The organism is Bacterioplanoides sp., from assembly GCF_965219715.1.
GTDB lineage: Bacteria > Pseudomonadota > Gammaproteobacteria > Pseudomonadales > Oceanobacteraceae > Bacterioplanoides.
The window spans coordinates 2122862-2149556 of sequence record NZ_OZ244785.1 but is presented as its reverse complement, the minus strand read 5'-3'; the positions used below and the strand labels follow the sequence as shown (position 1 = coordinate 2149556).

Annotated in this window: 16 protein-coding genes; 4 read left to right on the top strand and 12 right to left on the bottom strand. The window is 46.3% G+C overall.

What is annotated here, in order from left to right:
* Nucleotides 1–115 precede the first annotated feature (115 nt).
* From ACOQOZ_RS10180 to ACOQOZ_RS10160, 5 genes are all read right to left on the bottom strand, one after another.
* Complete coding sequence (locus tag ACOQOZ_RS10180) at nt 116–2155, bottom strand: bifunctional metallophosphatase/5'-nucleotidase (RefSeq protein ID WP_420592162.1); 2040 nt, start codon at nt 2153–2155, stop codon at nt 116–118.
* 118 nt (nt 2156–2273) lie between these two features.
* The gene (locus tag ACOQOZ_RS10175) at nt 2274–6149 is read right to left on the bottom strand and encodes an ExeM/NucH family extracellular endonuclease (protein ID WP_420592161.1); all 3876 of its coding nucleotides are present in this window, start codon (nt 6147–6149) and stop codon (nt 2274–2276) included.
* Nucleotides 6150–6182: 33 nt separating this feature from the next.
* The gene (locus ACOQOZ_RS10170) at nt 6183–7307 is read right to left on the bottom strand and encodes a hypothetical protein (protein ID WP_420592160.1); all 1125 of its coding nucleotides are present in this window, start codon (nt 7305–7307) and stop codon (nt 6183–6185) included.
* Between the two features lie 329 nt (nt 7308–7636).
* Nucleotides 7637–8728 (bottom strand): purine nucleoside permease, encoded by a 1092-nt coding sequence (locus ACOQOZ_RS10165; RefSeq protein ID WP_420592159.1) that lies wholly within the window; start codon nt 8726–8728, stop codon nt 7637–7639.
* A complete protein-coding gene (locus ACOQOZ_RS10160) occupies nt 8721–10118 on the bottom strand; it encodes an adenosine deaminase family protein (RefSeq protein WP_420592158.1) in 1398 nt (465 codons plus the stop codon). The genes ACOQOZ_RS10165 and ACOQOZ_RS10160 overlap by 8 nt, the downstream gene beginning before the upstream one ends.
* A gap of 446 nt (nt 10119–10564) precedes the next feature.
* On the opposite strand from ACOQOZ_RS10160, the gene ACOQOZ_RS10155 reads away from it, so the two are divergent.
* On the top strand, nt 10565–11404 hold the full coding sequence (locus tag ACOQOZ_RS10155; protein ID WP_420592157.1) for an isopenicillin N synthase family dioxygenase: 840 nt from the start codon (nt 10565–10567) through the stop codon (nt 11402–11404).
* A gap of 71 nt (nt 11405–11475) precedes the next feature.
* Here the strand turns inward: ACOQOZ_RS10155 and ACOQOZ_RS10150 are convergent, their stop codons facing one another.
* From ACOQOZ_RS10150 to ACOQOZ_RS10135, 4 genes are all read right to left on the bottom strand, one after another.
* A complete protein-coding gene (locus ACOQOZ_RS10150) occupies nt 11476–11649 on the bottom strand; it encodes a hypothetical protein (RefSeq protein WP_420592156.1) in 174 nt (57 codons plus the stop codon).
* 2 nt (nt 11650–11651) lie between these two features.
* Nucleotides 11652–11882 carry a hypothetical protein gene (locus ACOQOZ_RS10145; RefSeq protein ID WP_420592155.1) on the bottom strand — a complete coding sequence of 77 codons (231 nt, stop codon included), beginning with the start codon at nt 11880–11882 and terminating at the stop codon, nt 11652–11654.
* Nucleotides 11883–11960: 78 nt separating this feature from the next.
* Nucleotides 11961–12845 carry a formylglycine-generating enzyme family protein gene (locus ACOQOZ_RS10140; protein WP_420592154.1) on the bottom strand — a complete coding sequence of 295 codons (885 nt, stop codon included), beginning with the start codon at nt 12843–12845 and terminating at the stop codon, nt 11961–11963.
* A gap of 96 nt (nt 12846–12941) precedes the next feature.
* A complete protein-coding gene (locus ACOQOZ_RS10135; protein ID WP_420592153.1) occupies nt 12942–13616 on the bottom strand; it encodes a TetR/AcrR family transcriptional regulator in 675 nt (224 codons plus the stop codon).
* Between the two features lie 141 nt (nt 13617–13757).
* On the opposite strand from ACOQOZ_RS10135, the gene ACOQOZ_RS10130 reads away from it, so the two are divergent.
* Nucleotides 13758–15230: a flavin-containing monooxygenase gene (locus tag ACOQOZ_RS10130; protein ID WP_420592152.1), complete on the top strand. Its 1473-nt coding sequence runs from the start codon at nt 13758–13760 to the stop codon at nt 15228–15230.
* A 974-nt stretch (nt 15231–16204) separates the two neighbouring features.
* Nucleotides 16205–23380: an Ig-like domain-containing protein gene (locus ACOQOZ_RS10125; RefSeq protein WP_420592151.1), complete on the top strand. Its 7176-nt coding sequence runs from the start codon at nt 16205–16207 to the stop codon at nt 23378–23380.
* 46 nt (nt 23381–23426) lie between these two features.
* Here ACOQOZ_RS10125 and ACOQOZ_RS10120 read toward each other — a convergent pair whose 3' ends face one another.
* The 3 genes from ACOQOZ_RS10120 to ACOQOZ_RS10110 are packed head-to-tail and all read right to left on the bottom strand — an operon-like array spanning nt 23427 to nt 26469.
* Nucleotides 23427–25157: a protein kinase domain-containing protein gene (locus tag ACOQOZ_RS10120; protein ID WP_420592150.1), complete on the bottom strand. Its 1731-nt coding sequence runs from the start codon at nt 25155–25157 to the stop codon at nt 23427–23429.
* A 19-nt stretch (nt 25158–25176) separates the two neighbouring features.
* Entirely contained in the window at nt 25177–25617 is a 441-nt protein-coding gene (gene cynS / locus ACOQOZ_RS10115) for a cyanase (protein WP_420592149.1), read from the bottom strand.
* 39 nt (nt 25618–25656) lie between these two features.
* Nucleotides 25657–26469 (bottom strand): formate/nitrite transporter family protein, encoded by an 813-nt coding sequence (locus ACOQOZ_RS10110; RefSeq protein WP_420592148.1) that lies wholly within the window; start codon nt 26467–26469, stop codon nt 25657–25659.
* 47 nt (nt 26470–26516) lie between these two features.
* Here ACOQOZ_RS10110 and ACOQOZ_RS10105 point away from each other — a divergent pair, with 47 nt between their 5' ends.
* Nucleotides 26517–26672, top strand: coding sequence for a hypothetical protein (locus tag ACOQOZ_RS10105; protein ID WP_420592147.1), 156 nt, complete (start codon nt 26517–26519; stop codon nt 26670–26672).
* Nucleotides 26673–26695: the final 23 nt, after the last annotated feature.

The window sequence follows — 26695 nt, the reverse complement described above, 5'->3', positions numbered from 1 at the left end:
ACGAAATAATCAGGCCGATTCGGCTGCTGATTTCTGTAATCAGAAGGGGCCAAAAATTGGCGGCGATTCTATCAGAAATCTACCGCCTTATGTGCAGAAACTAGCCAGTATTCGGTTATTCTTCGGAAGTTTTTGCGTGATTTTCATCAATGCGGACGAAATTCACTAATGAATCAGCAAAAGGACGTAATGGAGCGCGTTCCTCACTAATAAAATCGATCACAGCTTGTGCATCTGTGTCACAACGAACAGTACTTGCTTTACAGTTCAGCGGTTCAGATTGGTAAATGGCTTTCAGCTTTTTACCATTGCGTTCAATATGGCTGATAGGGAATGCCGTTAATTTGTTATCAACATAGGCGATGTCGACCCGACCACTGGTTGCCTGCTGAGCATCGTACATGGCAGTCCAGCCGTCATTACCATTGGCATTGTAAGCCGTCATAACAACGTTATAGAGCTGGCCGTCTTGCAGCGGTTGCCATACTGGCTGTTCGATAGTGCCGGAATTATATTCCAGCTGAGTAATTTTACCTTTTACCCCCGCTTGTTGCTCGCTGAAGGTGTAACGTAAGTGGCCGGAATAAGGGAATTTTCCAGCATGGGCACCTTCAGGCAAAGTTGCGTTAATGACGTTTTCCAGTAACTCGCTGATGGTGGCTTTGGTTAATGGCACAATCGCCAGGGCATTCGCGAACGGTAACAGCTCCAGACGAATATGACCTTCACGTAATTTCCCCTGGGAAATATTAGTACGTACACCACCGGCCCCTAATAATGCGAAATCAGGTTTCAGTCCAGATACTGCAACAACTTCTGGTTGCGACGCCCAATAATAAAAACCTTCACCCACTAATGGAGCAACTGCCGAACCATGCTGTGGATCTGTGCCGTTATCACCGGGGCGACGACCATGGATCAGAGTTTTTGGCACATAAGCAACCGGTTTACCATAAGCCTGATTCACCGCAGTTTTGTAGTGTTGGTTAATGTGTTTACGCAGTGCCTGCTCTTCTGCGGTGATTGCAATTTTGTCGTTGGCCGCAATAAACATTTTTACGGCTGTCGTTTTATCTGTGTCCAGACGATGTTGACCAATTCGGTTCGCTTGTGAGTAAAAATCGTCATTACTTAATAGTGTATTCCCACCACGGCAATTCAGTTGCTCACCGCTGGAAGAAAAACTTACGCTCAGCAGGCCAACGGCTTGCGCGTAGGAACCCGCCTGGACGATACAGGTTTTAGTCGATTGATTCGGGTTAGTCACCTGTTGCGCATAATCACCTTCCATCGGTAAACCCAGATCAACAAAGTCACCCAGCAGGGTATGGGAATGGCCGCCAACAATCACATCGATGCCATTAACCTTGGATGCTAATTCGATGTCTTGTGCTGTGCCAATATGCGTCAGAGCAATAATTTTGTTGATGCCCCGGGCTTGTAATTCGTTCACCGTATTCTGTGCCGACTCTGCCATGTTAAAGAATTTAACATCGCCGGTAGAAACGGAAATATTTGCCATGTCGTCCAGAGTGATGCCAAACACGGCAACGATATTGTTGTCGGCCGGAATTTTTGCATCGGCCGGCAGGCGGGTTTTGTTATTGCCATCAAACTCAAACAATACGTATGGCAATAAATTTTTCTGGTCTTTCAGATCTGCATCAGCCGAGATGTCGATATTGGCTGCAACAACCGGAAAATTAATCGTATTCAGAAATTCATTTAAATGAGCGTTGCTCAGATCGAATTCATGGTTGCCCAGTGCCATGGCATCTAAATCAAACTGACTGAGAATATCCGCGTTTGCACGGCCTTCGTTCAGTTTAAAATACGCACTGCCTTGCCAGGCATCGCCACCATGCAGGAATAGCATGCTTTGATTATTGTCGCGGGCAGCCTGTTTGTATTCCTGAACTTTGGTCAGCAGTCGGGGATGACCACCAAATTCGTTATATACCTTTTCTTCATTCATCAGAAAGCTTGACGGTACCGGGTCAAAGCTTGAATGGGTGTCGTTAATATGAGCAATGGTCAGCTCAAATACCGCATCATTGGCAGACTGATTACTGCTGGAGTTTTGATTAATGGTGTCGCAACCATAAATTCCGGCAGTGACTGCCAGGAACAGGGCGAAATGAGTGAACTTTTTCATGCAGATCTCCATTAATTAAATCAGCAGATTGCTGTTACTGCTTAGAGCGTCGGTTTGTGATGCGAAAGAAAAATAGTGAAAAAGGGGCCGAAGCCCCTTTTATGATAAGCCGTTAAAATCAGGCTTTGGCGTTGCGGCGACCCAGCATCAGACCAGCTAATGCCAACATCCACCAGGCCATATGACCACCACCGCCGGAACCGTCGTATTCCGGAGTGACGATTTGTGGTGTTACGCTGTCAGTTCGAGAAACAATAGCTTCAAACTTCATTTCTGATCCTGCTACAACAGCGCCATCGCGCGTGGTGTATTGACGGAATTCGTAACGACCATTTTCCAGGCCATTGATTTCAACCATTACAGATTGCGCTCCATCTTTTGACAGTGCAGGAGTTGGGATGCTCACTCCAGTCGTGTCCTGATGATCCTTTGCCGATACTTCCACTTTTACAACATCACCAGTTAATGCAGTATCTGCGGTCACATAAGGCAATTCGATACGGCTGCTGTTGATTACAAAGCGACGAACATTGTTGCCAGCTTCCAGATATTTATATGCCAGAGACACAATAACCGGATCGTGGTCTGAAGTTCGGTAGTGAGTCAGGTCGACAGTACCATCGCTTTTCTTATGGAAGCGCAGCGCATTTTCAGCATTTTCTTCTGGTGTAACATCGCGCTTCTGACTTGAGCCTGCCGAAACCGGAACTTCATCCGGGCCTTTATTGTAGCTTAAGGTTCCACGACTGCTGCTACGACGTTGCTCCGAATAGTCGAATAACGTGGACTCGATACTGTTAATGTTCCAGTCGATGGCGTCTTTTATTCTGTTATTCAGGCTTGGAGAAACCAGAATATGGTCCAGAGAGCCTAGTGTTTCGCTGAACGAGAAGCTGAAGCTTGAACGAGAGTTTAATTCATCTTGCTTCTTAACAGCGTTGATGTAACCAAAACCTTTGGTCAGTTCGACACCTTTATTGCTGCTTCCGAATTGCGGGCGATTGCCAATAAAGGTATCGCCAGCTGTGCGAATCGTCTGACCTGCTGGGATTTCAGTCAAAATCAGAGTCGGTTCTTCTTGTCCATATGCATTCAGGTCACCCAGAATGATTTTGTCGCCTGGGTATTTTGCCATTTCCTGGCCAAGGTACAGAGCGGTTGCGTTACGGAAGTGCTCACACTGGCCCTGGAAGTCTGTATCCACTACTTCATACTTAACAGCTTCGCCAGCTTTTGCTGTGTTTTGCCAGTCATCGATACAGTTAGAACCTTTAGACTTGAAGTGGTTAACCGCGACAGTCAGTTCTTTACCGGTGTTGTTAACGATGAACGTAGCAACAACAGTGTTTCGTTGACGTGCGCTACCGCTGCTCAATAAACGTCCCGCACTATCAGTCAGAACTTGGCCTGTTTTTTCATCAACAATGTTTTTGGCTTGCTGATTTGGCATTTCAATAATATCAACCGACTTAAGGCTGACTTTGCTTGGACGATAGATCAATGCATTGGTAATTACATCTGTACCGATGGTGTCGTATTGATCAATTTCCAAGTTGCCGTCGGTATCAATACCCACCATGTTATAGCGGTTCGTTACAGAGTCATCTCGGTTACGGCCACTGTAATCGATACGCAGGTATTTCTGATTAATGTCAGCGACAATCTGACCCAAGGCACCATCACGTGAGAAACCGTTATTTTCAACTTCCATCAAGCCTAAGATGTCAGCATCAAGACGATACAACGCTTCAGTCAGTTTTGCGCGCTGTCGGTTAAACTCCACTTCCAACGACGCACCACGGTTACTACCAAAGTTGTTGCGATCACCGCCAAATGGAGAGTTGAAATAATTCAGTACGTTTGCTGAAGCAACTTTTAACTCAAATTCATTACTTGCTAACTCTACTTTTAATTCAGGTTTGCTGGTGCGTCCAATATTGTGAATAAAGTTAGAAGACGTGACATTTTCGGTTGGAATGATTCGATATTGACTGAAGCTATAATCGATAAAGCCCTGCATCCCAACAACGCTGTCATCCACTAGGATTTCATTGTTATTTGGGTCGCTCTTAAATGCTGGGTAGTAAGGAATATCACCATTTTCAGCTTTGATTTCGCTTTCTACAACTAAAAGGCGCGCCTTATTCTCAGAGTTCTGAGTTTTAGCTGCATCACTACCTGCTGCGTGCTTTTGGTTTGGATGTAGATTCACACGTTCGTAACTTAATGCCATATTGTTACGGAAAGCAGAGAAGTCAAAACCAAAGGTACGTGTGACTCGCATGGTTTGTTTTTCATTTACGCTGCTGTCGATATCTTCTGGCAGTTTTACCAGCATGCCTTCATGACGTTCGTACAAACGACCTGCATCAAGACGTTTAGGTGCATCATCTGCACAGGTCTCTTTGCCATCGGCACAAACATAGTCAGATGGAATTACAGCTAAATCGGTTACACGAGGTGTTACCGTATTGCTGTTTTCAACTTCGGCATTACCTTCGGCAACAAATTGAGTACGGTTAAAATTCTCTTTAACCTTGCCTAAGAAGCAAACCTGCTGGCCAACCTTAACGGCATCGCCTTTGTAATCCACTAAAATACCATCAGAGGCTGAGCGATCTGCTGGTGCGTTTACGTCCTGGATGTATACGCCTTTCCAGTTGTTAAGGCTATCTTCGGCGTCAGTAACGTGGGTAACAATCCCTGATACACGGTATTTAGATTCGGTTTCAAAACCATCGATACCATCCAGTAACGGAGAGCGGAAACCTGCTCCCTGGATTTCAACAACTGTTACTTTGGTCACATCAGCATTACCAGTACATGCGGTCGCTGGTAATTCTGCAGTTGTGTTGCCTGTCCCACCTAAACCATTAAAGGTGTTCTGAGGCAGTGCAGTCCACTGTTCAGAAACAAAAGTTGTACTCTGTGCTGCATCAGCTGCACGGCGCAGAGTTCGATCTTCGCCTTCCCAGCCATCGGTTGTACCTGGAATACCAACAAGATCAAGCGGAGTGCTGGAGTCAGTACCAATGAACACGGAATCATCGCCGTTGAAGTTCATTGCACTATGGCTGACCTCACTGAAAGTACCTGCTAACTGTACTGCACCGCCATTAATTGTAATGAAGGGTTCAATAGCTGCGCGGTCTGCTTCACCGTTCAATAAAACCAGAGTTTTTTTACCAGCAATGGTCAGGCCTTCCAGAATGTTGCTGCCATCTGGCTTCTGAATCTGGTTCTGGAATCTGCCGTTGTTGTAGTACAGAGAAACGCTGTTATCAAAAGTGAAAGGAAGAGAACCTGTATTGGTTAACTCAATCGCTTTGTTATTGCCTGAGCCTTCAACGTATTCAGAAATAATGATGTCATTTATATCTGCACTTGGAGTACTGGTAGCCGCACCTGGAGCGCCCAAGCCATCAAAGGTATTACGATCAAATGTTGTCCATTCACTAGCTACATAAGACGTGCTTGGTGTTGAACCCGCTGTGCGGCGCAGAGTTTTGTCTTTACCTGGCCAGCCGTCGTAAGTGCCGGGAATGCCGATTAAATCGAGGGGAGTACTGGCATCGGTGCCGATAAATACTGAGTCATTTCCATTGAAGTTCATCGCACTGTGACTAACTTCTGAGAAAGTTCCTGCTACCTGCAGGGTGCCGCCGTTCTCAAGAATAAATGGCTCGATTGTGGCACGATCCGCCTGGCCATTCAGCAGAACCAGGCTTTTACCCGGAGCAATGGTCAGACCTTCAAGGATGTTGCTGCCATCTGGCTTTTTAATCGCGTTCTGGTGTGAGCCGGTGTTGTAATACAGTGACACACTGGCATCAAAAGTGTGCGCTGTTGAACCTGTATTGCTCAGTTCAATCGCTTTGTTATTCGAAGAACCTTCAACGTATTCTGAAATAATAATGTCGCTGATATCAGCCTGTGCAGGCAATGCCACCGCACCAGCTGCCAGCATAATTGCTGTCGTTAATTTGTTACGCATAAGAATGAATCCTGTAAATAGTAGAATGCTGAATCAGAAGAAAACAGTGATTCGTGAGTAGCCATTCTGGGCTGCTTCACCAGGGCTTGCTTCAACCGCTAACTCGGTGTTTGAGTTAAGCTGGTAGCGTAAGGTCAGAGTTTGCCATTCACGGCTATCGCCCCATTCATCGTACTGTTCCTGGTTACCAGTCCAGTACTTGCTGTTACGATCCCATTCGTCGCGTTCTTCAAAGTTCCATGAAGCTGACAGTGTTAATTGTTCATTGACGTTGTAAGTCACACCAAATTCAGCACCGCGCCACTCATTCTCTTCGAATTGGTTGTAGCGGTATAAACGATCCTGGCGATTTTCATCGGTGGTGTAGAGGTCAACCTGAGTCACGCCATCGGCGAGGAATTTGCGCTGCGCCAGATGAGTTTTCAGGGTGTAAGCGTTTAATTTGAAGATAAGGTTATCGATTGGTGTAACCCGTGCACCAATGGTGTACAAACGGCCTTTACCAAAACGCGATTTGCCTTCAGAACCGGTGCGGTTTTCAGCACCCAGACGGAAGCCGGCAATATCGTATTCAACACCGATGTAACCGTTCCAGGTGTCGCCAAAGGCTTCGCCGGACTGAGATTCTGCTTTGTAGCTGAAAGAGGTTGCTGCAACCACAGGGCCGTAGCTGACTTCGTATTTGATCGACTGGTCCTGGTCCTGAGCCGTCTGCAACTCAACCATGGTTTCCAGTGCGGTCTGACCATAACGGTCAACGTCATCCAGTGCTGAGTTCATCAGGCCGAATGACAAGGAGTGATTTTCGTTGAACTTGTGACCGACATAAGCTTTGTCGACCTGCAGTTCCATATCACCGCTGCCGCCTGGAAAATTCATGCGGTCGTAATCCAGTTCCAGTTTCCAGAAAGTTTGTTTTACCGTTCCGTTTACGCCTAATGTTGCCCGCGTGTCATCAATAACCGACTGTTTGGTATCGAAGCTGCGATACACTTTGTTTGTGCCGAAAAAAGAGGCTGGTGCAATTCGGCCATACATTTCAATCTGGGCTTCGTTTGCCGGATCAGCAAACAACTCCAGAGATAATGCTGGAGCAGAGGAAAGTGCGCTGATAGCCAGAGTAATCAGTCCACGTCCTCCGGAAAGGTAATGCTTCATGGATATATAGCTCCTGAATTATTGATTAAATTTATTAACTGCGTGACGTTTATATTCGCTTTAGCAAATTACAAACTGGCTACAGTTAACTTTCACTCAAAAAAAGTTGAGGAAAGATAAAGGAATAATTTTATTTGTCTATTGATTTGCCGGATTAAAAACTTTGGCTGGCGAACTTTTTTGTAATGACGGTATAAGTGACAGTTTAAATAGGACTATTCGTGCCGAGAAGTTAAAAATATAACCAAATGGTTAGTATATTTAACGCCTCGAACGCCAATAAAAATAAAAATGTCATTAATACCATTAATACAAAATATCAGCCAAATTCACCCTTCATATGGCATATTGTTTCGATAAACAGACCAGTTGCTGGTTAAGGTATCGACCACTTTACTGCCTATACGCCAGGCGTTTTCTAACGCCAGTTCCATTCCTGCATAAGTATGGCCTTCTGAATTAAGCAGATTTTCTGCGGCCGTCATGCCGGGTTCGGGTACCGTAAAATTACTGGCTGTTCTGACGACCATCAGGCGCTGGTAATCGGCTTTGCCTGAACGGTCAAGATAAAAAAGAGACTGCGCTGTGCCGGTATCTTCCATGGCTGACGACACAAACTGGCCTTTGCCTTCGGTCCAGTAATCAACATAGTTGTTGGCCCATCGATTAAATTTCTCACCGTGCCAAAATGTCATGGCAGCCATGTGGTCGCCTTTCATGACGATTGGTTTTTTTTGTGCGTTTGGATAAATGTCATAATTTTTCCGCTGTTCGATGATGAAATCATCGTCACTTAACTCAACGTCTTTGGTCAGTTGGTAAGCCCAGTCTGTGAGCTTGCCATTCAGCTGAAATACTTCGCCCTGATTTGGCGGACGCTTTTCCGGATATGGGCCTGCGGTAAATAGCGGAAAGAAACCGGTTTCCCAATCTTCCGGAATCTCCCGTGCATCAATGGCATGGCCGAGGTCGCCATCAACCAGCCATTCAGCCCAGGCAGCAGAACCAATGGGGGCATCGTTAGGGTCGAAGCCGGAAATACCGGTGACCAGCCAGTAGGCTTTTGTCAGGTCAAACCGTGGGTCCAGGCCCAGCGCCATAATGGCGGACGAAGAGCGGTTAGTGCCCATACCGGTAATCATCCCCAGCACGCCCGACTCAGGATTGAAGTAGAGGTCGGCATGGGATTGTGGAAATGGAAAACGCTGGTCGAGTTTATGGCGTTCTTTCCAGCGCTGGAATTCGCCGGCTTCATCACCGCTGACGTCACCCAGTTCGAACATAGTGACAACCACCACTTTCACTTCGATGGCAGTGGTTGCGCCTTCTGAACTGGCTGCCGGTTTGGTTTGGTCGTGATTACTGCAGCCCGTGACAAGCAGCAGTGTGGCTGTGATACAGCAGAGTATGGTTTTAATCATAAGAGTTCTCTAAACACAGTTGGTATTTTTTACAGGTGAACTGGTGTGAAACGGGCGTTACATTTTCGAATGCTTTTAGCCCTTTCTTTTGGAACGAAAGTTCAAAATTATCCAGTTGTTGATTTAATTGAAGCAGCATGGATTGCTTTGTTTTGGGTTCTATAAACGCGTGGTTTATTGAATTGGTCAGTAGCAGGCGGATTTCCTGCCAGGATAAGTTGAATTCTTTTACCGCAACAAAATACTCGTCGGTCATATTGGAATCCCACATGCCGCGGTCATCGGTGGTAAGTGTCACCGGGATTCCAAATCGCAGGTACTCCGGGAACGGATGCTGTTGGTAGTTGTCGACGTATCCCAGCATTAAATTGCTGATCAGATTAATCTCAATCAGGTTGTTGCTGTTGCGCATCAGCAGCATGGTGTCCGGGTCGGAAATCAGGTTAATGCCATGGCCGATACGACTGGCGCCTAGTAACAAGGTATCGCGTACATTGCGGCTGGGTTTGTCTTGCTCTCCGGCATGGATCGACAGCGGTAGCGTTGGAATCTGGCGACGCAGTTCACGAAGTGTTTCAAGGAAACGCAGCGGGTAGCCTTTATCAATATCTTCTGCACCGACCATATTCAGACCAACAAACAGATCCCGGTTTTTATCAACGAAGCGGTAAATCCACTCCAGATCCTGTTCGGCGTTGTCGATAAACCGCAGCAGGTAATATTGCATCCCCACTTTGACGCCGGTGGCGATAGCATCTGCTTGTTGCAGTCGAGCGCGATAGATATCAGCTACCTCATCGGCGCTGAACAGACTACCGTCTTTCTTTTTATAGAAACGGGTGCCTTCCATAGTTTCAAGATACATCAGGCCTTCAGCAGCGAAGGCCTTCATATTGAGATACAGCATCTCACTGTTGATGTAGGGGTTGGCTCCAAGCTCATTCAGCCGCTGCCAGTGGGAATAAAAGAATTCGCTTCGGCCTTCCTCGCCATAGTTAAGGCGCAGGCTGTTTTTCCAGGCATCCAGAGTTTTTCCCGCTAAGTTTTTTATGGCTGTGTATTCCGACTGTTGGCATTTATCCAATGCCTCGTAGCTGGATTGCTGAATATTGCGGAACATCAGAAAGTACGATGAATTCTGCGCGGTTGTTTTGGCGTAGTCGACGCAGTTATTAATGGTTGTACGGGTGTAATAGCGGTAGCCGCCATTTTTCGTTTCATCGGTAGCCAGCTGGTACCACCAGTCAACGAAGTTGGATCCGGTCAGGTGGTTATGTAAATCACCTCCTTTCGGCATGGCGTATAAAAAGTGATACAGCTGCTGATCGCTGGCGTTGCGTTTAAATGTTTCGAACCAATCATTTAGAGATGCATGACTATGTAGTGACATACACATGGTTGTAATAGCCAGAGGTGTTCGAAAAAGCGCGGTTAAATACTTCAGCATTGTTTAGTGGCACTCAGCCTGAAAAAATAGGGAAAGAGTAATAGCAATGCATATGCCAAAAATGGACGATTTGGACAGTAAATGCTTTTTATGTGGCGGTGAAACCTTCCACAAAGCACGGTTCATGCGGTTTGGGGCTGATCGTATGGTCAGAAAATATCTGTCGGAATCGCAGTGTTACTAATTATCCATAAGAAAAATATGTGTTAATAAACGGTGCATCCGGTATCACGACGGTGCGCTTTTTTGTGCAGGGCTGCATATTTCTTTCCATTCATTGCTTTATGTCAGTTCAGACTGGTGATTCGAACGCTATTTTTATTGCGACCCTGAGCGATTGCTGTAAGCTACGCTGCCCCTAAAAACCCACTGGTTAACAGGTATCCTGAATGCAATTAAAAGCTGTTGATTACACTGCACCGGATGCAGCTAAACAATTTACTGAATCGCTGCGTAACACCGGATTCGGCGTGTTGAAGAATCACCCGATTAAGCAGGAAACTGTCGCTGCAATTTACCAGCACTGGCAGGAATTTTTTAACAGTAAAGAGAAGGATGACTTCCAGTTTAATGTCGATACTCAGGATGGTTTTTTCCCGCGTTCAGTCTCTGAGGTGGCGAAAGGCTTCTCTGTTAAAGACATTAAAGAGTATTTCCACTACTACCCATGGGGTCAGTGCCCGGAGGCGTTAAAGGCCGAGATCCAGGCTTATTACGACCAGGCGCTGACGCTGGCTTCTGAGTTGTTGTCCTGGGTTGAGCAATACAGCCCGGCAGAGGTGTCAGCTAATTATTCTCAGCCACTGTCTGAAATGATTAACGCGAGTGAGAAGACTTTGCTGCGTGTTTTACATTACCCGCCGTTTGAGGGTGATGAAGAACCAGGTGCTATTCGCGCGGCGGCACACGAAGACATTAACCTGTTAACTGTCTTACCTGCTGCCAATGAGCCGGGTTTACAGGTTCAGCTGAAGAATGGCGAGTGGATGGATGTGCCATGTGACTTCGGCACTTTGATTGTGAATATCGGTGACATGTTGCAGGAAGCGTCGGGTGGATATTACCCATCAACCACACATCGTGTGATCAACCCAAGTGGTGGTCGCCAGGAGCATTCGCGAATTTCTTTGCCACTGTTCCTGCATCCGACGCCGGATACCGTGTTGTCTGAGCGTTATACCGCCGGTAGCTACCTGACGGAACGCTTAAAAGAACTGGGTGTGATGTAATCTGAGGTCTGCTTTGACGTTGTGGCCAGTGAAAACTGGCCATGACGACAGACCGGTTCAGCCGCCGCGGTTTATTCCCAACTGAAAAAACAACTGATGCCTAATGCAATCCAGCAGGTAATGGCGCTCCAGTACATGGTTGGATTGCCTTCCCGGGTAACCGTTTCATAGATCATGGTGTAGCCGTTATAAAGATCAATTCCGGCCCACGCCAATAAAAATACACCGACAATTTTCCAAAACATAATTACCTCCCATTGGAAACATAATAAACCAGCGCAAATTCCAGACTGCCCAACACGGCAAATAACAGGGCGAAGTGCCACCATTTAATGCGTGTGTCTTTTGCCAGCCAACCTTCCGCCATGCACCAGCATACAATTAAAGCCAGCCAGGCCCAGTTGGATGTGATGGGTTGCAGCAAAAAAATAGCCAGCAACAATGCAAAAAACAGGTTGGTAACAATCAGTCTGGCCATCGACGTCACTCTGGTAAATTCTGTGGATAAGAATAACGCTCGCGGGTACCGGCTGCGTGTCCAGGTTTGCTTGTTTACCTAATCCGGGAGATTGCTTTTGGTTGTATTGTTCAGGGGAGTGACGCAGCGAATGCCATTGGAGCCATACAGATCCGGATTACCGCGTTGCGGCTTGGCAAAACGATTACTGACCCGTTGGGCCCAGGCTTCTTCATCCCAGGCGCCACCTTTAATAACTTTCAACTGCCCGTGCTCGGGGCCCTGCAGTTTGCCCTGGGCGTAATAGTTCTGGTGTGCTTGCGGGTGATACCAGTCCATCAGCCATTCTGCCGTACCACCAATCATGTCGTATACACCATAAGCGTTGGCTTGAAAGCTGTTGCGTGGCCAGCTCAGATCTCGCCAGCAGCCATCGGTGACTGTATCGGGTTTGACCGGATCGCCTGGGTCCATGACGGCCGTGTCACAAGTGGCCGCAGCGGATCCCCAGGGGTGGGCCTGATCAGAACCTGCTCGTGCTGCAGCTTCCCACTCAATATCGTAGGCCAGACGTTTTCCCCGCCACTGACAATAATTCTGTGCCTGAAACCAGTTAATGCAGTTCTGTGGATAGTTGTCGCGGCCAGGGGCGTCGTAATTGCAATAATGCGTACGGCGAAAATCGAAGGGGCGGCTGCAGGCTCCGGCGTCGACACATTCACGATATTCCGCCACTGAAGTTTCGTATTTATCGATTTTAAATGCCGATACAGTGACTCTGACCGGCTGTATGGTTTCTCCCTGAACAATGCCTTCGTCAATATCACACTGGTTATCGCCAGGCGAGCAGCCCAACATATAACTTTGTGCCGGAATAAATGCCTGGGGAATAACTCTATCTGAGGAGTTATCGGCGAACGCAGTCAGCGACAGAGCAGCAATGACACAGCCATTAATGACCGTTAGCGGATGAAATAGAGACATAATAAAACGGCGCTAAAAACAGGTGTTTCTCAGACCGCTTTTTTACGCCGTTGTTCCGGCTGGATGAGCGAGGTATCCGAAGTGCTGTTGATGACGTTATTGGCCTTTCACTTCATTAAACACGCCCATAAAGAGCTGGGTCGATACCCGTATCAGCGTGTCTTTTTGCACCGTATCCGGATTTAACAACCAATAGGTTCCTGCCTGGCGCATGGCACCAATCATGGCGATGGATAAAATGGCGCCTTCTTCTTCGGTGTAAGACCAGTCTGGCGTTAAGGTGCGGATCAGGCTCAGAATCAGATCGGCAAAGCTACGGATGTAGGCATGATAAAGCTGATTCACTTCTTTGCTGACGCCTTCTAATTCCACCATACACACCCGCGCCACTTTGGGATCGCTTAAGGCCTGATAAAACGCAGTTAACGCTTTTTTTACCAGTAGCTGTGGATCGCCTCCCGCTTCCGCGGCGGCAAAAGCCGTCATCACCTGATTGCGGATGTCGGTCATATGGTGTTCGTATACCGCTGTCAGCAGATTTTCGATGCTGCCGAATTCGGCATAAAAATAACGGTCGGTTAATTTAGCTTCCTTGCAAAGCCCGCGCACCGTGGCCTGGCGGAATCCAACAGTGCCAAACACATTTAAGCCAGCTTGCAGAAACTGCTCGCGTCGTTGTTGCTTACGTTCATCCTGGCTAAGGCCACCATAAGTGCGCCCGGAACTGCTGCTTCGGCGACGACCGGAAGTTGGATTGGTGGTGTTGGACACATCAGCCTCGGGGTTGGTAAAAGTTGTCTTAATAGGACTCGTTCGATCATTTGACGACATGTGTCGTCAGAAGTAAAGTGACGAACCATATCTTCACATAATAACAACCAGCATTCGCTACAGATCGAGGGAGCCGGATTTATGTCTACCCATGCAGTCATCATTATTGGCAGTGGCTTTGGCGGCCAGTGTGCGTCGTTACGTTTAAAAGAAAATGGCATCGACGATTTTATTTTACTTGAGCGTCGCGATTTTATGGGTGGCACCTGGTGTCAGAACAGTTATCCGGGGGCCGCGGTGGATGTGCAGTCTCCGCTGTATTCGATTGAGTCTGAACCGTATGACTGGTCACAAATGTTTGCTGAACAAAGTGAACTGGAGCAATACACCAATTATGTGATCGATAAACATAAGCTGCGTGAACGCACCCGTACCAATTCCAACGTGGAAAAAATTCAGTGGTTGGAAGATCAGAGTCTGTGGCAGATCGATGTTAAGAATGTAAAAACCGGTGTTGAAACCACCTACAAAGCTCGCTTTGTTATTAATGCTTCCGGACCGCTGAGCACGCCTGTGATTCCTGATTTTAAAGGCCGGGACAGCTTTAAAGGTGAATCTTTCCACACCAATGACTGGAATCACAATTACGACTTAAAAGGCAAAAAAGTAGCGATTATTGGCAGTGGTGCCAGTGCTGCCCAGATTATTCCAACCATTGCCGAAGAAGTGGGGCAGTTACATATTTTCCAGCGCAGTCCACACTGGGTAATGCCGCGACATGATTATAAGTTTAAAGGCTGGCAGCGTAAGTTATTAAAAAATAAAACGCTTTATCGCGGTTTGCGAGAAGCCATCTATTGGGGGCTGGAAACCCGCGTAGTTGGTTTTAAATATTCGCGCTTTATGCTCAACTTGTTAGCCACCCGTGTGGCAAAAAATCATATTAACAGTCAGATTAAAGATCCGGAACTACGTAAAAAAGTAACGCCAGACTGGACAATCGGTTGTAAGCGAATCATTTTATCCAACACCTTATACCCGGCTTATTGTCGAGATAACGTTACCCTGCATGATAAAGATCAGGGCATTGGTGAAATTACTGAAACAGGTATTAACACCACCGATGGCAAAGAGCTGGATCTGGATTTAATTATTTACTCCACTGGTTACGATGCAACGGACGGTGTGATTTCTTATCCGGTTGTCGGTAAAGATGGTGTGACGTTAGCGGATACCTGGGAAGACTTCCCACGTGCGTACTTAGGCACCTCAGCACCAGGTTTCCCGAACCTGTTTATTGTTACCGGACCGAACACAGGTATTGGACATACGTCGGCAATTTTTGTTATCGAAGCGCAGATGAATTATATCCTGTCGGCCATGAAAGCCGTGAAAAAGCAGGCGAAACAAACCATCGAGGTGCGTGCCGATGCAGAAGAGCGTTATACCAACCATATTCATGATGAAATGGCGCAAACCGTTTGGCAAAGCGGCGGCTGTAATAGTTGGTATAAGAGCAAAAGTGGCAAAGTGATTGCGATGTTCCCGGGCTTTAGTTTTACCTATCGCCGCTGGACTAAAAACTTTCGAACAAAAGATCATATGTTCAGTTAACGGATAATTCCCACATATAATACATTGTTAACCCCAAATATTGAGAGAATGTTCTCTCAATATTTGGGGTTCTAGGTTTTGGTTCATCACGCAACTCTATATAATTAAGAGTAATTTAAATTATATTTTTATCAATTTTAGTTTCGTGGTTTGTGATATAGTTAATGATTATTTATTATTATCTTCGTAGTTAAAAATAAAATTGTCACTAGTTTCTTAGTTGTTAATATAATCAACTGTTAGCGAAACCATTCAGCTGAAAGACTTGGAAGGAGAAGAAGGTGTTTATTGAACGGACGTTTGGCTTTTTGGGTAGGTTTGATATGACTATGTCAGCCAGTTTATTGTTTTTTTTATCACTATCGATTTCGGCATCTACCCACGCGACAACCCTGTCTAAAGGTGATATTGCTTTTACCCGGATACAAATGGACGACGATTCTTTTTCTTTTGTGTTTCTTACACATATAAGTAATGGAACAGTTTTTTATATTACAGATGAAGCATGGAATGGATCAACTTTAAGAACTTATGAAAGCGAACTGATTTTCACCGCGACATCCAACATTTCTGCCGGAGAAGAAGTGTCATTCTCGGCCAGCACTAATACTCTGACGTTTTCTTCTGGAGGGGCGCTTGGAACTATGACTATTGGTGGGGGAGCTAACCCTATTGGCAATAATATGCTTGGCTCTGCTGGAGATAACCTATTTATTCATCAGGGAGCACAGCGCAATCCGGGAGTTAATGATCTTATAACTGGAATTTCTGCAAACACCGGAACCATTGGTGCTCCTGATAATTCGTGGCAACTTAGTGCTACGACTAGTAGTACTTTTTTACCAAGCTCATTATCTAACGGAGTGAATGCTGTTGGGCTGTATACAAATGGAGTTCGAGCTGAGGTTGATAATGCTCGTTATAAAACTTCAGCACTTCACTCTGGAACAAAAGACGCTTTACTTGCATCGATTATGGATGCTTCAAATTGGGAGTATGATAACGCAACGCCCTTTGCCCCCTCCGGTACCGCATTTTCCGTAATTTCCCCAAATGATGCCGACGGCAGTCTAACCGCAGCTGCAGGCGTCACGGAGCCTGTGGGTTTAGACACCACGATTGATACCTTGGGTGAAGCAGTTAATGTCTTTGACTTTACCTTGAGTGATGGTGGCGGTGGCGATGGCCAACCTATGGCTATTTCTCAAGTCGTTTTAAATGTAACCGGAACGGCTACTGATGCGGAACGTGGAAAAATAACCTGGCGTTTAAATGGGCCAGATGTTTCCAATGTTTCCGGTTCCTACAGCGCTGGTAGCGACAGCATTACTTTCAGTGGACTATCGATATCCATTGCTGATGGTGCGAGCGAAGTTTACACCATTAATGCGTTTTACAACGACAATACCGGTATTACGGAAGATCGCACTTTTATCCTGAATATTGATGGTGATACTGACCTGACGGTTGGTGCTGGCGGAACTCAGATGGGCACAACATCACCCGTTAGTAATGGTTCTGGCGGAACTTACGATGTTGTTGCCACTTCATTGGTATTTAGTACGCAGCCTTCAGGTTCAGTTTCTGGAGCGGCATTAACTACTCAGCCGATAGTTACAGCTCAGGATGCATTTGGCAATACCGACAGCGATTTTACTGAAACCATTACTCTCACGGAAGCCAGTGCTGGCACGTTGAGTAATACTTCTGCTGCTTCCAGTGGCGGTGTTGCGACGTTCTCTGGCTTAGCTTATACCGCAACCGCAGATCAGCAGTCCTTTACCTTAACCGCTAATGACCAGGATGGTATCGGTTCAGACCTGGCAACGATAAATGCTAATGCAGTCACCTCCGATGTTGTTGCAACAAAGCTGGTTTTTTCTACGCAGCCTGCACCGACTTCTATTGGCTCTGGCCAATCAATCGCTTTTACTCAGGTACCTGTTGTTCGTGCGCTTGATGTAAACAACACTCTCGATACCGGGTTCACTGGTAGCGTGACACTGTCGATTGTTGACTCTGGTGGTACATCTTTAACAGGAGGACATTTTGTTAATAGCTTTAGCTCTACTAGTGACCCGGATGGTGGTGGTCAAACGACGGTAATTCAAGCAGCTACTTCCGGAGAAGTAACGTTTTCTGGATTAGCCCTGCAATACACCGTGAGTGGTGCAAGCGATGTAATAGATATCAGAGCGGCTGCGAGTGGTTTAACGGCAGTTAATAGTACGTCGATTACCGCAGCTACAAATGCTGTTCCTGTTGTTGACTTGAATGGTGGTGGTGCAGGCAACGATAGTTCGGTGAGTTTTGATGAAATTACCGGGGCTGTCAGTATTGCTGGTTCCGCTGCTGTAACTGATACAGATGGTGATACCATTAACTCAATTACAGTTACTCTGACGAATGACCAGGATGGTGCTGCTGAAGGGTTAAGTGTCAGTGGGGCTGCTCAAAACGCCTTAGCAGGAATATCAGGTGCGTCAGATATCAGCTTGAGTGATACTATTAGCATTACGGGAGCTACAGCGACAGTCGCTGAAGTTTCGACTTTCTTGCAAAGTATTACTTATGACAATAGCTCTGATACACCTAATACAACTAACAGAAATGTAACCGTTGTTGTAAATGATGGCAGCGGTAATAGCATTAGCCGAAGTGCAACAATATCTGTTTCAGCAATTACGTCTGCAACAACCCAGGCCAATGGCTTTAATACTACGACTGGCTCCAACCTATCCCCATCTTTAATTTTTGATTCTTCAAGCGAAACGCTGACTATCGGATCAGTGAGTCATACTTCGGGGACAGCTAATGGTGCTGGTGGCGCTGATACTTTGGTGACATTAGATGGTGCAAATCTGACAGCAATCAATATATCTAACTTTGAAACATTAAATATTCCAGCCAGCAGTAGCGTTGAGATGAGCTCAACTCAACATGGACTGTTTTCTTCCTTTACTGATAACGCCAGCCAATCGATCATTATTTCCTCTGGATCTGATAACTTAACCGGAAGATCTGTTATTGAAAGTTATAATCTGAACGACACTTATTCAGGTGTTTTTACATTAGGTGCAGCTACACAAAATGTAACGGGTGACGATGCAAACAACCAAATCATCAATGTTGGTGCTTTAACGCCAACAGGCACCATCTCTGGTGGACTTGCTGGTACCGATGTTATCTCAGCGACCGATGGCGCTAATATTTCCGGAGCAACTCTGGTAGGAATGGAAACCCTGTCTGTAGCAAATTCAGGGGATACGGTAACTCTGACACTGACACAATTAAGCGAGTTTACGAATCTTGAAGCTCCAGGTGGCGGTGTTCGAACATTAGCTTTCTCTGATTCCGGGAATCTGACAGATCGCAGTTATCCGGACTTTGCAATTTCTACTGCCGCGGGCGGTTCTCAAACCATTGAGTCTACGGCGGCGACAGTCAATGGATTAACGTTAATTGCAGCGGATAGTGGCAGCGATAGTTTCTTGATTGTGGGTTCTGACGGTGCTCAAACTATTAACGGTAGCGCTGGTAGCGATACGTTAGAAGGCGGGAAGGGTGATGACATCATTAGGCCAGGGGCTGGTACTGACACTTTGTCAGGTGGTGCGGGAGCAGACCGTTTTTCCGGATCAATCAGCGAGTTAAATGGTAATACTATTACAGACCTTTCGGATGACGATTTTATTATTGTTGAAGGAAATACTGCAGTCGTTGGACATGGCTCTGGTCAATTTGTTAACGGTAGCATTTTACGGATCGATACTGATGGTAGTTACGGAAATGGTTATGAAATCACTATCAACGTATCCAATCTCGAAAATATGCAGATTGCAGATATGGTCGAGCAGGGTGCCGACACCCGGATAAGCTTCCAGGCTACAATTCCTACAATTACTTCCGCAACCTATGATGGTGCAACCGGTAATCTGGTCGTAACGGGCGTAAATTTCTTTTCTATATCAGGCGCTAACAATGATGTGGACGTGAGTTTACTCTCTATTACTGGCCAAGGTGGTGCAACGCGAACCTTAACAACGTCAGCCGATGTTGAATTAACAAGTACAACTCAGTTTACCGTTGTTGTGAGCGGCGCAGATAAAATCGCGTTGGACAGTTTGATTAACTCAAACGGTACTTCTTCGTCGGATTCAACCAGTTATAATCTGGCTGCGGCAGATAATTTTATTGTTTCTTCCAGAGGAGGAGACAGTACTGACGCAACTGGCAATACGATTACTGCGTCAAATTCAGATCGAACATCACCTGCAATTCAATCGGTTAATCTGGTTGGTACGCCTGCGAAAAATGCTGCAACGGTGACTTATCAGGTGACGTTTAACGAATCCGTTAATAACGTCAGCACCGATGATTTCGTTCTTGATTTGTCAGGTAACGTTCCTGCACCAACGGCAAGCATCGCTTCGGTATCATCTGCCTCGGGCACATCAGTAAATGTCGTTGTTAATTCAATTGCCGGAACAGGTAATCTCCGCCTGGATGTTCGCGCAAATACAAATATTACTGACGACGCAGGCAATGGTAATGGCACTAATGGCTCATTGGCTGCTTATACCAGTGGCGAGGTTCATAGCCTTGATCGTGAGGCTCCGGCTGTTTCGGCTGCACCGGCTCTTGATGCTGCATCCGATAGCGGTGTCAGCTCTTCTGACCGAATAACCAACGATAATACGCCGACTTTCAGCGGGAGTGCAGAAGCGGGCAGCGTTGTGACTTTAAGTAGCAGTATCGACGGTGTTGTTGGTAGTGCGATTGCCAATGCAGTCAACGGTTCCTGGAGTGTGACGACAAACACCTTGTCTGATGGTAACCACAACATCACCACAACAGTTCGTGATAACGCAGGAAATACCTCTGCTGCATCCGCTGCTACTGCTGTTCAGATCGACACCGCACGGCCTGTTGTGCAGAGTTTCTCCCGGACTAATCCGGTTGCTGAAGAAACTTCTTTCAACTTCGTTGTCTGGTTGGTTCAGTTCAATGAAGCGGTTACCGCTGTCGACAGTGCTGATTTTTCGGTGACGGGAACAACCGCTGGGCTGGATATTATTCTGATCTCGGATTTATCACGATTTGAAGTCAGGGCCCGTGGTGGTGACCTGACGGATTTAAATGGTGTTGTTGGGTTAAACTTTAATAACCCGAATATCAGCGATATTGCCGGTAATATTATTGCTGGTTCTGAACCGGGTGTTGATCAGACTTTTACGCTTAAAAATGCTTTCCCTCCGGTAATTAGTGAAGGCAGTTCGGTTGCCGTTAATATGGACGAAGATGGAAGCCCGACCGCTTTCTCGCTGACGTTAAATGCAAGAGATGCGAATAACGATACGCTGACCTGGAGCATTCAGAATCAGGCGACTAAAGGCGCCGCATCTGTTTCGGGTACCGGCACTTCTAAAGTAATTAATTACCTGCCAACAGCAGACCAGAACGGTAGCGACAACTTTGTTGTGCGTGTATCAGATGGAGCGTTAACAGATGATATTACGGTTAACGTTACTATTGCTGCTGTTAACGATGCGCCAGTAATCTCTGGTACTCCAGCAACCTCGGTTAATGAAGATGTCGCGTACAGCTTTACGCCAACAACTAATGACGTGGATAACGATAGCCTGACCTTCTCTGTTACCAATAAACCGGCATGGGCGGAGTTCAACACTACAACTGGCGTTCTAAGCGGCACTCCGGGTAACGACGACTCTGGCGTAACTAACGGTATTGTAATCAGTGTTACTGATGGAACAGCTACCGCTGATCTTGCAGCCTTTAATTTAACCGTTAATGCGGTGAATGATGCTCCAACCATTTCGGGTACACCTGCAACCACAGTTAATGAAGATCAGGCTTATAGCTTTACGCCAACAGCAGCAGATGCTGAGGGTAGTGATTTAACCTTCTCTATTACCAATAAACCAGTCTGGGCTGATTTTGACAGTGAAACAGGTGCATTAACCGGTACTCCGGATAACGATAATATCGGTACGACCAGCGGCATTGTTATTAGCGTCAGTGATGGTTCATTAAGCACCTCTTTACCAGCTTTTAATCTGGAAGTGGTTAATCAGAATGACGCAGCCACGATTTCATTGTCAGGTGCCGCTGCCGTTGGCCAGCAACTAACAGCAGTGATTACTGATGCAGACGGTTTACCGGATTCCGGGATTAATTATCAGTGGTCAGCCGGAGGCGTAAATATCCAATCGGCTACTGCGGCTAATTACACTCCGCTGGCTGCGGATATCGGCAAAACTCTGATGGTATCAGCCAGCTTTACCGATGCACGTGGATCTGCAGAGTCTGTAACCAGTGCTGCAACAGCCGCGGTTATTTCTGCAGCTGATTACCGGCAGCAACAAGCGTTGGCTGCGATTTCTAAAACGGCTAACAAGGCTGCGGAACCTGCTCCGAGTGTTCAGAATTATCAGGATGCTGGTGTTAAACATGCGGATGCAGAAACATTGCAGCGCATTTTGCCAATTCTGAATCGTGCTGTGGCACAACAAGCTACTGTTGATGATGTGAATGAGTTAAGCGAAATTCAGGCTCTGCTTGATGTTGTATTGCTGGGGCAGGACATTGATGCCGATGGCTTGCCTGGGATTGTTGAAGGTGGCGCCGATAAAGACAGCGATAACGATGGCACCGCCGATATGCGTGATAGCGATGCAGATAACGATGGCATTGCCGACGTACTGGAATTATCGCTGGATAAAACCGACAGTGATAACGACGGTATTATCGATTGGTTTGATGCCGATACGGATAACAACGGCACCTTAAATAATTCAGAAACACTGGATGCTAACTACGATGGTGTTAATGATGCGCGCGATAGCCTGGCTGAAATTATCGCAGCTAATAATGCGCTGGATGTGGATAGTGACGGTTTAATTAATTCATTGGATCTGGATGCAGATAATGACGGTGTGTTTGATGTTATTGAAGCTGGCTTAACCGATAAGGATGAAAATGCTCTGCTGGATCAGGGGGCGAATGTTATTACCGATGCCGACTTGTTAACCGACACCAACGTTGATGGCACCGCCAACTTCCTGCAGTTAAAAAGTGATGGGCAACAGCGTGACTTTTTCTCAGCTGATTTACCGGCCAATCTGGATGCTGATGAAGATGGTCGTTTAGATAGCCAGGCTGACCTTGATAAAGATGGCCTGATGGATGTGGTGGATAACGCGATTGGTGCCTTTGGTTCTTACCGTGATATGGATAACGACGGTATTCCGAATCACCTCGATGAAGACGACGATAATGACGGTATTTCAGACATTGAAGAAAATAATAATTCGGACGTGTTAACCGGCAAAGATGCGGATGCGGATGGCATTGATGACGGTATCGATCATAACGTTAACGGCACGATTACCGGGCAAGACAGCAACAACAACGGTATTCAGGACTCGCTGGAATTACCGGATACCGATGGTGATGGTATTGCCGATTACCTGGATAATGATGGCGACAATGATGGTGTTACCGACAACGTTGATCCGTCAGTCAGTACTGAAACTGATGTTGAAACCGGCGGTGCGTTAACGGTGTTCAGTCTGATGCTGCTGTTCGCACTGATGATTGCTGTCAGGCAGAAAAAACTGCTGCTGATTCTGTCTGCATTAGCGTTCAGTATGGCTGGCCATAGTGATGAACTCCTGAAGAGTAACTGGGATGTTTCGTTTACAACCGGACTCAGTTATCTGACACCTAAGTTATATAATGGCCTTAAGTTGACTGACAAAACCGGCTGGAGCATGACTGCTGAGGTGGGTTATCAGTTTGCCGATGATTTCCGAGCCAAAGCTCGATACGTTGACTTAGGCCATGCAGAAATCAACAGTGCGGAGGTGAATTACAAAGCCTACGTGGCAGCAGTGGAATACCTGTACGACCTCAACAAGAAATATCAGGGGTATGCAGCGATTGGCTATGGCCGTCTGGAAACCTCCAGTGAAGGTGGTTTAAATCTGGATAACAGTAGTGAAGATCATCCGTATTTTAATGCTGGTGTGCGCTATCAGGTTATTCCAACACTGTCACTGGTCCTGGATATGAATTCGTACTCACCGGATGCTCAGGAAATCAGTTTCGGTTTTATTGGCCGGTTCTGACATAAGAATAAAAGGCATATCTTTGAATATGCCTTTTGTTTACAGGTCAGTTGATATTAATCAGCAATAGTACCAGCAGAGCCAAACAAACTGTTTGCCAGAATTTAACCGGATCCTGTTCGATCAGAGCGGGACGGGTTTTACGCATATAGGTTTTATTCGGGTGTTTCAGATCATAAATAAACTCAGCAACTTCCTGATAGCGTTGATGTGGTCTGATCATCAGCGCTTTTTTTAGTGTTTCATCTAACCAGTGTGGTATATCCGGGCGAAAGGCAATCAGGCTTTGATAACTCAAACGATTAAGGTCCTGTTGGCTTTGGGCTTTCCCCAGATGGCTGGCGTAGGGAAGTTTTCCGGATAACATCTGATACGCGATTACTGCCAGAGAAAATAAATCGCTGCGTTGGTCGCTATGCTGCTGTATTAATAATTCCGGGGCTGAATATTGCACCGTACCTGGGATCAGGTGTGGCGTTGATTGAGTAACTATTTCGTTAATGCATGCTACTCTGACAGCACCAAAATCAATAATCTTAACCGTACCATGTGGGTCAATCAGAATATTCGCCGGGCGCAGATCCTGGTGCACCATTTCCTGACGATGAAACGCCATCAGTCCTTTAGCAATCTGCGAGATAATATCGCGCACCTGATTTAAAGAGGGCGTTGGATGATCTTCCATCCACTGGCCTAGTGTCTGGCCATCGATATATTCGTTACTCAGATACAGATAGTTTTTCTTGCGGCCGGAATCATAGCTGCGAAGCACGTGATTATTATCAAGGCGGTGGGCTATCCAGTCTTCCTGCAGCAGATTTTCCAGATAAGCCCGATTATTTGCCAGCTCGGTGCTTGGCGTTTTAATAACAAGCATATCCTTGCTTTTAAGGTCGGTAGCGAGAAAAACGTGGCTGCGACTGCTGATATACAGCTCGCGTTCAATGCGATAACCATCAAACTCCATACGTGGTGTAAACGCTGGCGGCAATGGCAGCTGAAGCACTTGTTGCTGAATTTCTTCCAATTGCAGATCAGCAACTTGTTCGACTTTTGCCAGCAGAATACTGAGATTGTCATCTGAGCCGCCAGCCAGTGCAGATTGGAGCAGGTGCTCTGTACAAGGCTTCAGATCCTGTTCGTGTTTCAGCGTCTTAGCCATTAACTCTGGTGAAATAAAATCGTGAATACCATCGGTGGTCAGAATAAACAGATCACCGGCTTCGATATCAACCTGAATGTAGTCAAGGTCAAGCTGCTGATGAATACCTAATGCACGGGTCAGATAGCTGGTATCTGCAGAAACCTGTCGTCGATGATCCTGAGTGAGTTGTTGCGGAAGCTGGTTCGCTTTTTCACCCGGGCGATAACGATAAACGCGGGAGTCACCGCTATGAAAAATATGGGCAAAACGTGATTTAAAAATAATGCCACTAAAAGTACAGATGTAACCTTTGTCTTTATTAAAACGCTGTGGACTGTTCTGGCTTTGGGCAAATAGCCAGGCATTCGTAGCCTGCAATACTTTTAACGCCGATGACTTAACCGACCAGGCTTCAGGGGTGCAGAAATAATCGTCTAAAAAACTGTTTACTGAGGTTTGACTGGCGATATGGCTGACGTTACTGCTGCTGATACCATCGGCAATCGCGCAGGCGATCCCTTTGGTGTTTAACAGATGGCCAGCGGGCGTCCGCTGGCCAAGGTAATCCTGGTTGCCGGGCTTACGTCCGGCGTCGCTGGCATGTGCAAAAATTACAGATAATTGTTTGCTCACTGTGAATGACCAGAGCTCGCTACCAGGATTTATAAGGCAGGAATTTGCCGTTCATGGTGAGAATGACTCTGTCTCCTTTTGGATCCGGTTGTTTTTCAATATCCATAGAAAAGTCGATCGCACTCATAATGCCATCACCAAACTTTTCCTGAATCACTTCTTTTAACGTCTCGCCATACACGCCAACAATCTCGTACAGACGATAAATCAGTGGATCGGTTGGTACGGCCTGGTCCCAGACTTTGGTTGGGTAGGCCATTAATGCACTAGCCACTTCGTTATCCAGTTGCAGATACTCGGTAATAGCTAATGCTTTTTCCTGCGGGGCACTGTTCATGCCCAGGCAAGCTGAGGTTAGCCACACCGGAGAGAAACCAAGGTCGTTACCCATCTGTTCCCAGCTCAGGCCTTTCTCGGCTTTCGCCAGCATAATGGCTTCGGTCATCATCAGTTTATCCATTACAACACCCTCGTATTTGTCTGATGTTCATCTGAAAAATTAAGCCAGCTGACGCTCTGGACTGGTACGAACATGAGTTAAATACAGCGGTAAACCCACCAGGAATAAACCACCAAACAAGTTACCCAGTGCGGTAGGCAGTTCGTTCCAGATCAGGTAATCGTAAACGGTAAATTCACCACCCATAATCATAGAGAACGGGAACAGGAACATGTTAACGATGGAGTGTTCGAAACCCATAAAGAAGAACAGCATAACCGGCATCCACATCGCCATCATTTTGCTGCCCGCAGAAGTAGAAATCATGGCACCGACAACACCCATGGAAACCATCCAGTTACACAGCATGCCGCGAATAAAAATAGTGAACCAACCTGCAACACCGTGCTCCTGATAACCTAACGTTCGGGATTCACCTATGGTTGCGACTTTTGCGGCCAGTGCACCACCATCGGTGTTGTAGCCGTAGGTCAGAATAAAAGAAACAAAGAACGCGGTGGTTAATGCACCGGCAAAGTTACCGAGGAAAACCCAGCCCCAGTTACGCATAATCTGGCCAACGGTAATGCCCGGACGTTTATCCAACCAGGCCAGTGGTACCAGAGTAAATACGCCGGTTAACAGGTCAAATTTCATCAGGTAAAGCATGATAAAACCAACCGGGAATAAAATTGATCCAATCAGAATGGAGCCGGTTTTGGTTGCTACCGTAATTGCAAATACTGCGGCTAAACCTAGAATCGCACCCGCCATAAAAGCACGAATAAAGGTATCTTTGGTCGACATATAGCATTTCGATTCACCGGCATCCACCATCTTGGTGACGAATTCACTGGGTTCTATATAGGCCATAATATTGCTCCGTTGTGATAAAAGATAACTAATCGGGTGCAATGGCAATGCCAGAAAAATTAAGCCGTTTACAAGCTATTGATTTATTAAGAAAAGAATATGATTGTCAGCAATGCTCTGGTGAGAATTATAAAAATAATGAGCTATGCTGGGGCGAAATTTTAAGCAGTACACCGGGTAAATATCCCGTTGCACTGTTTTAATGCTAATAAATAACGCTGATTTT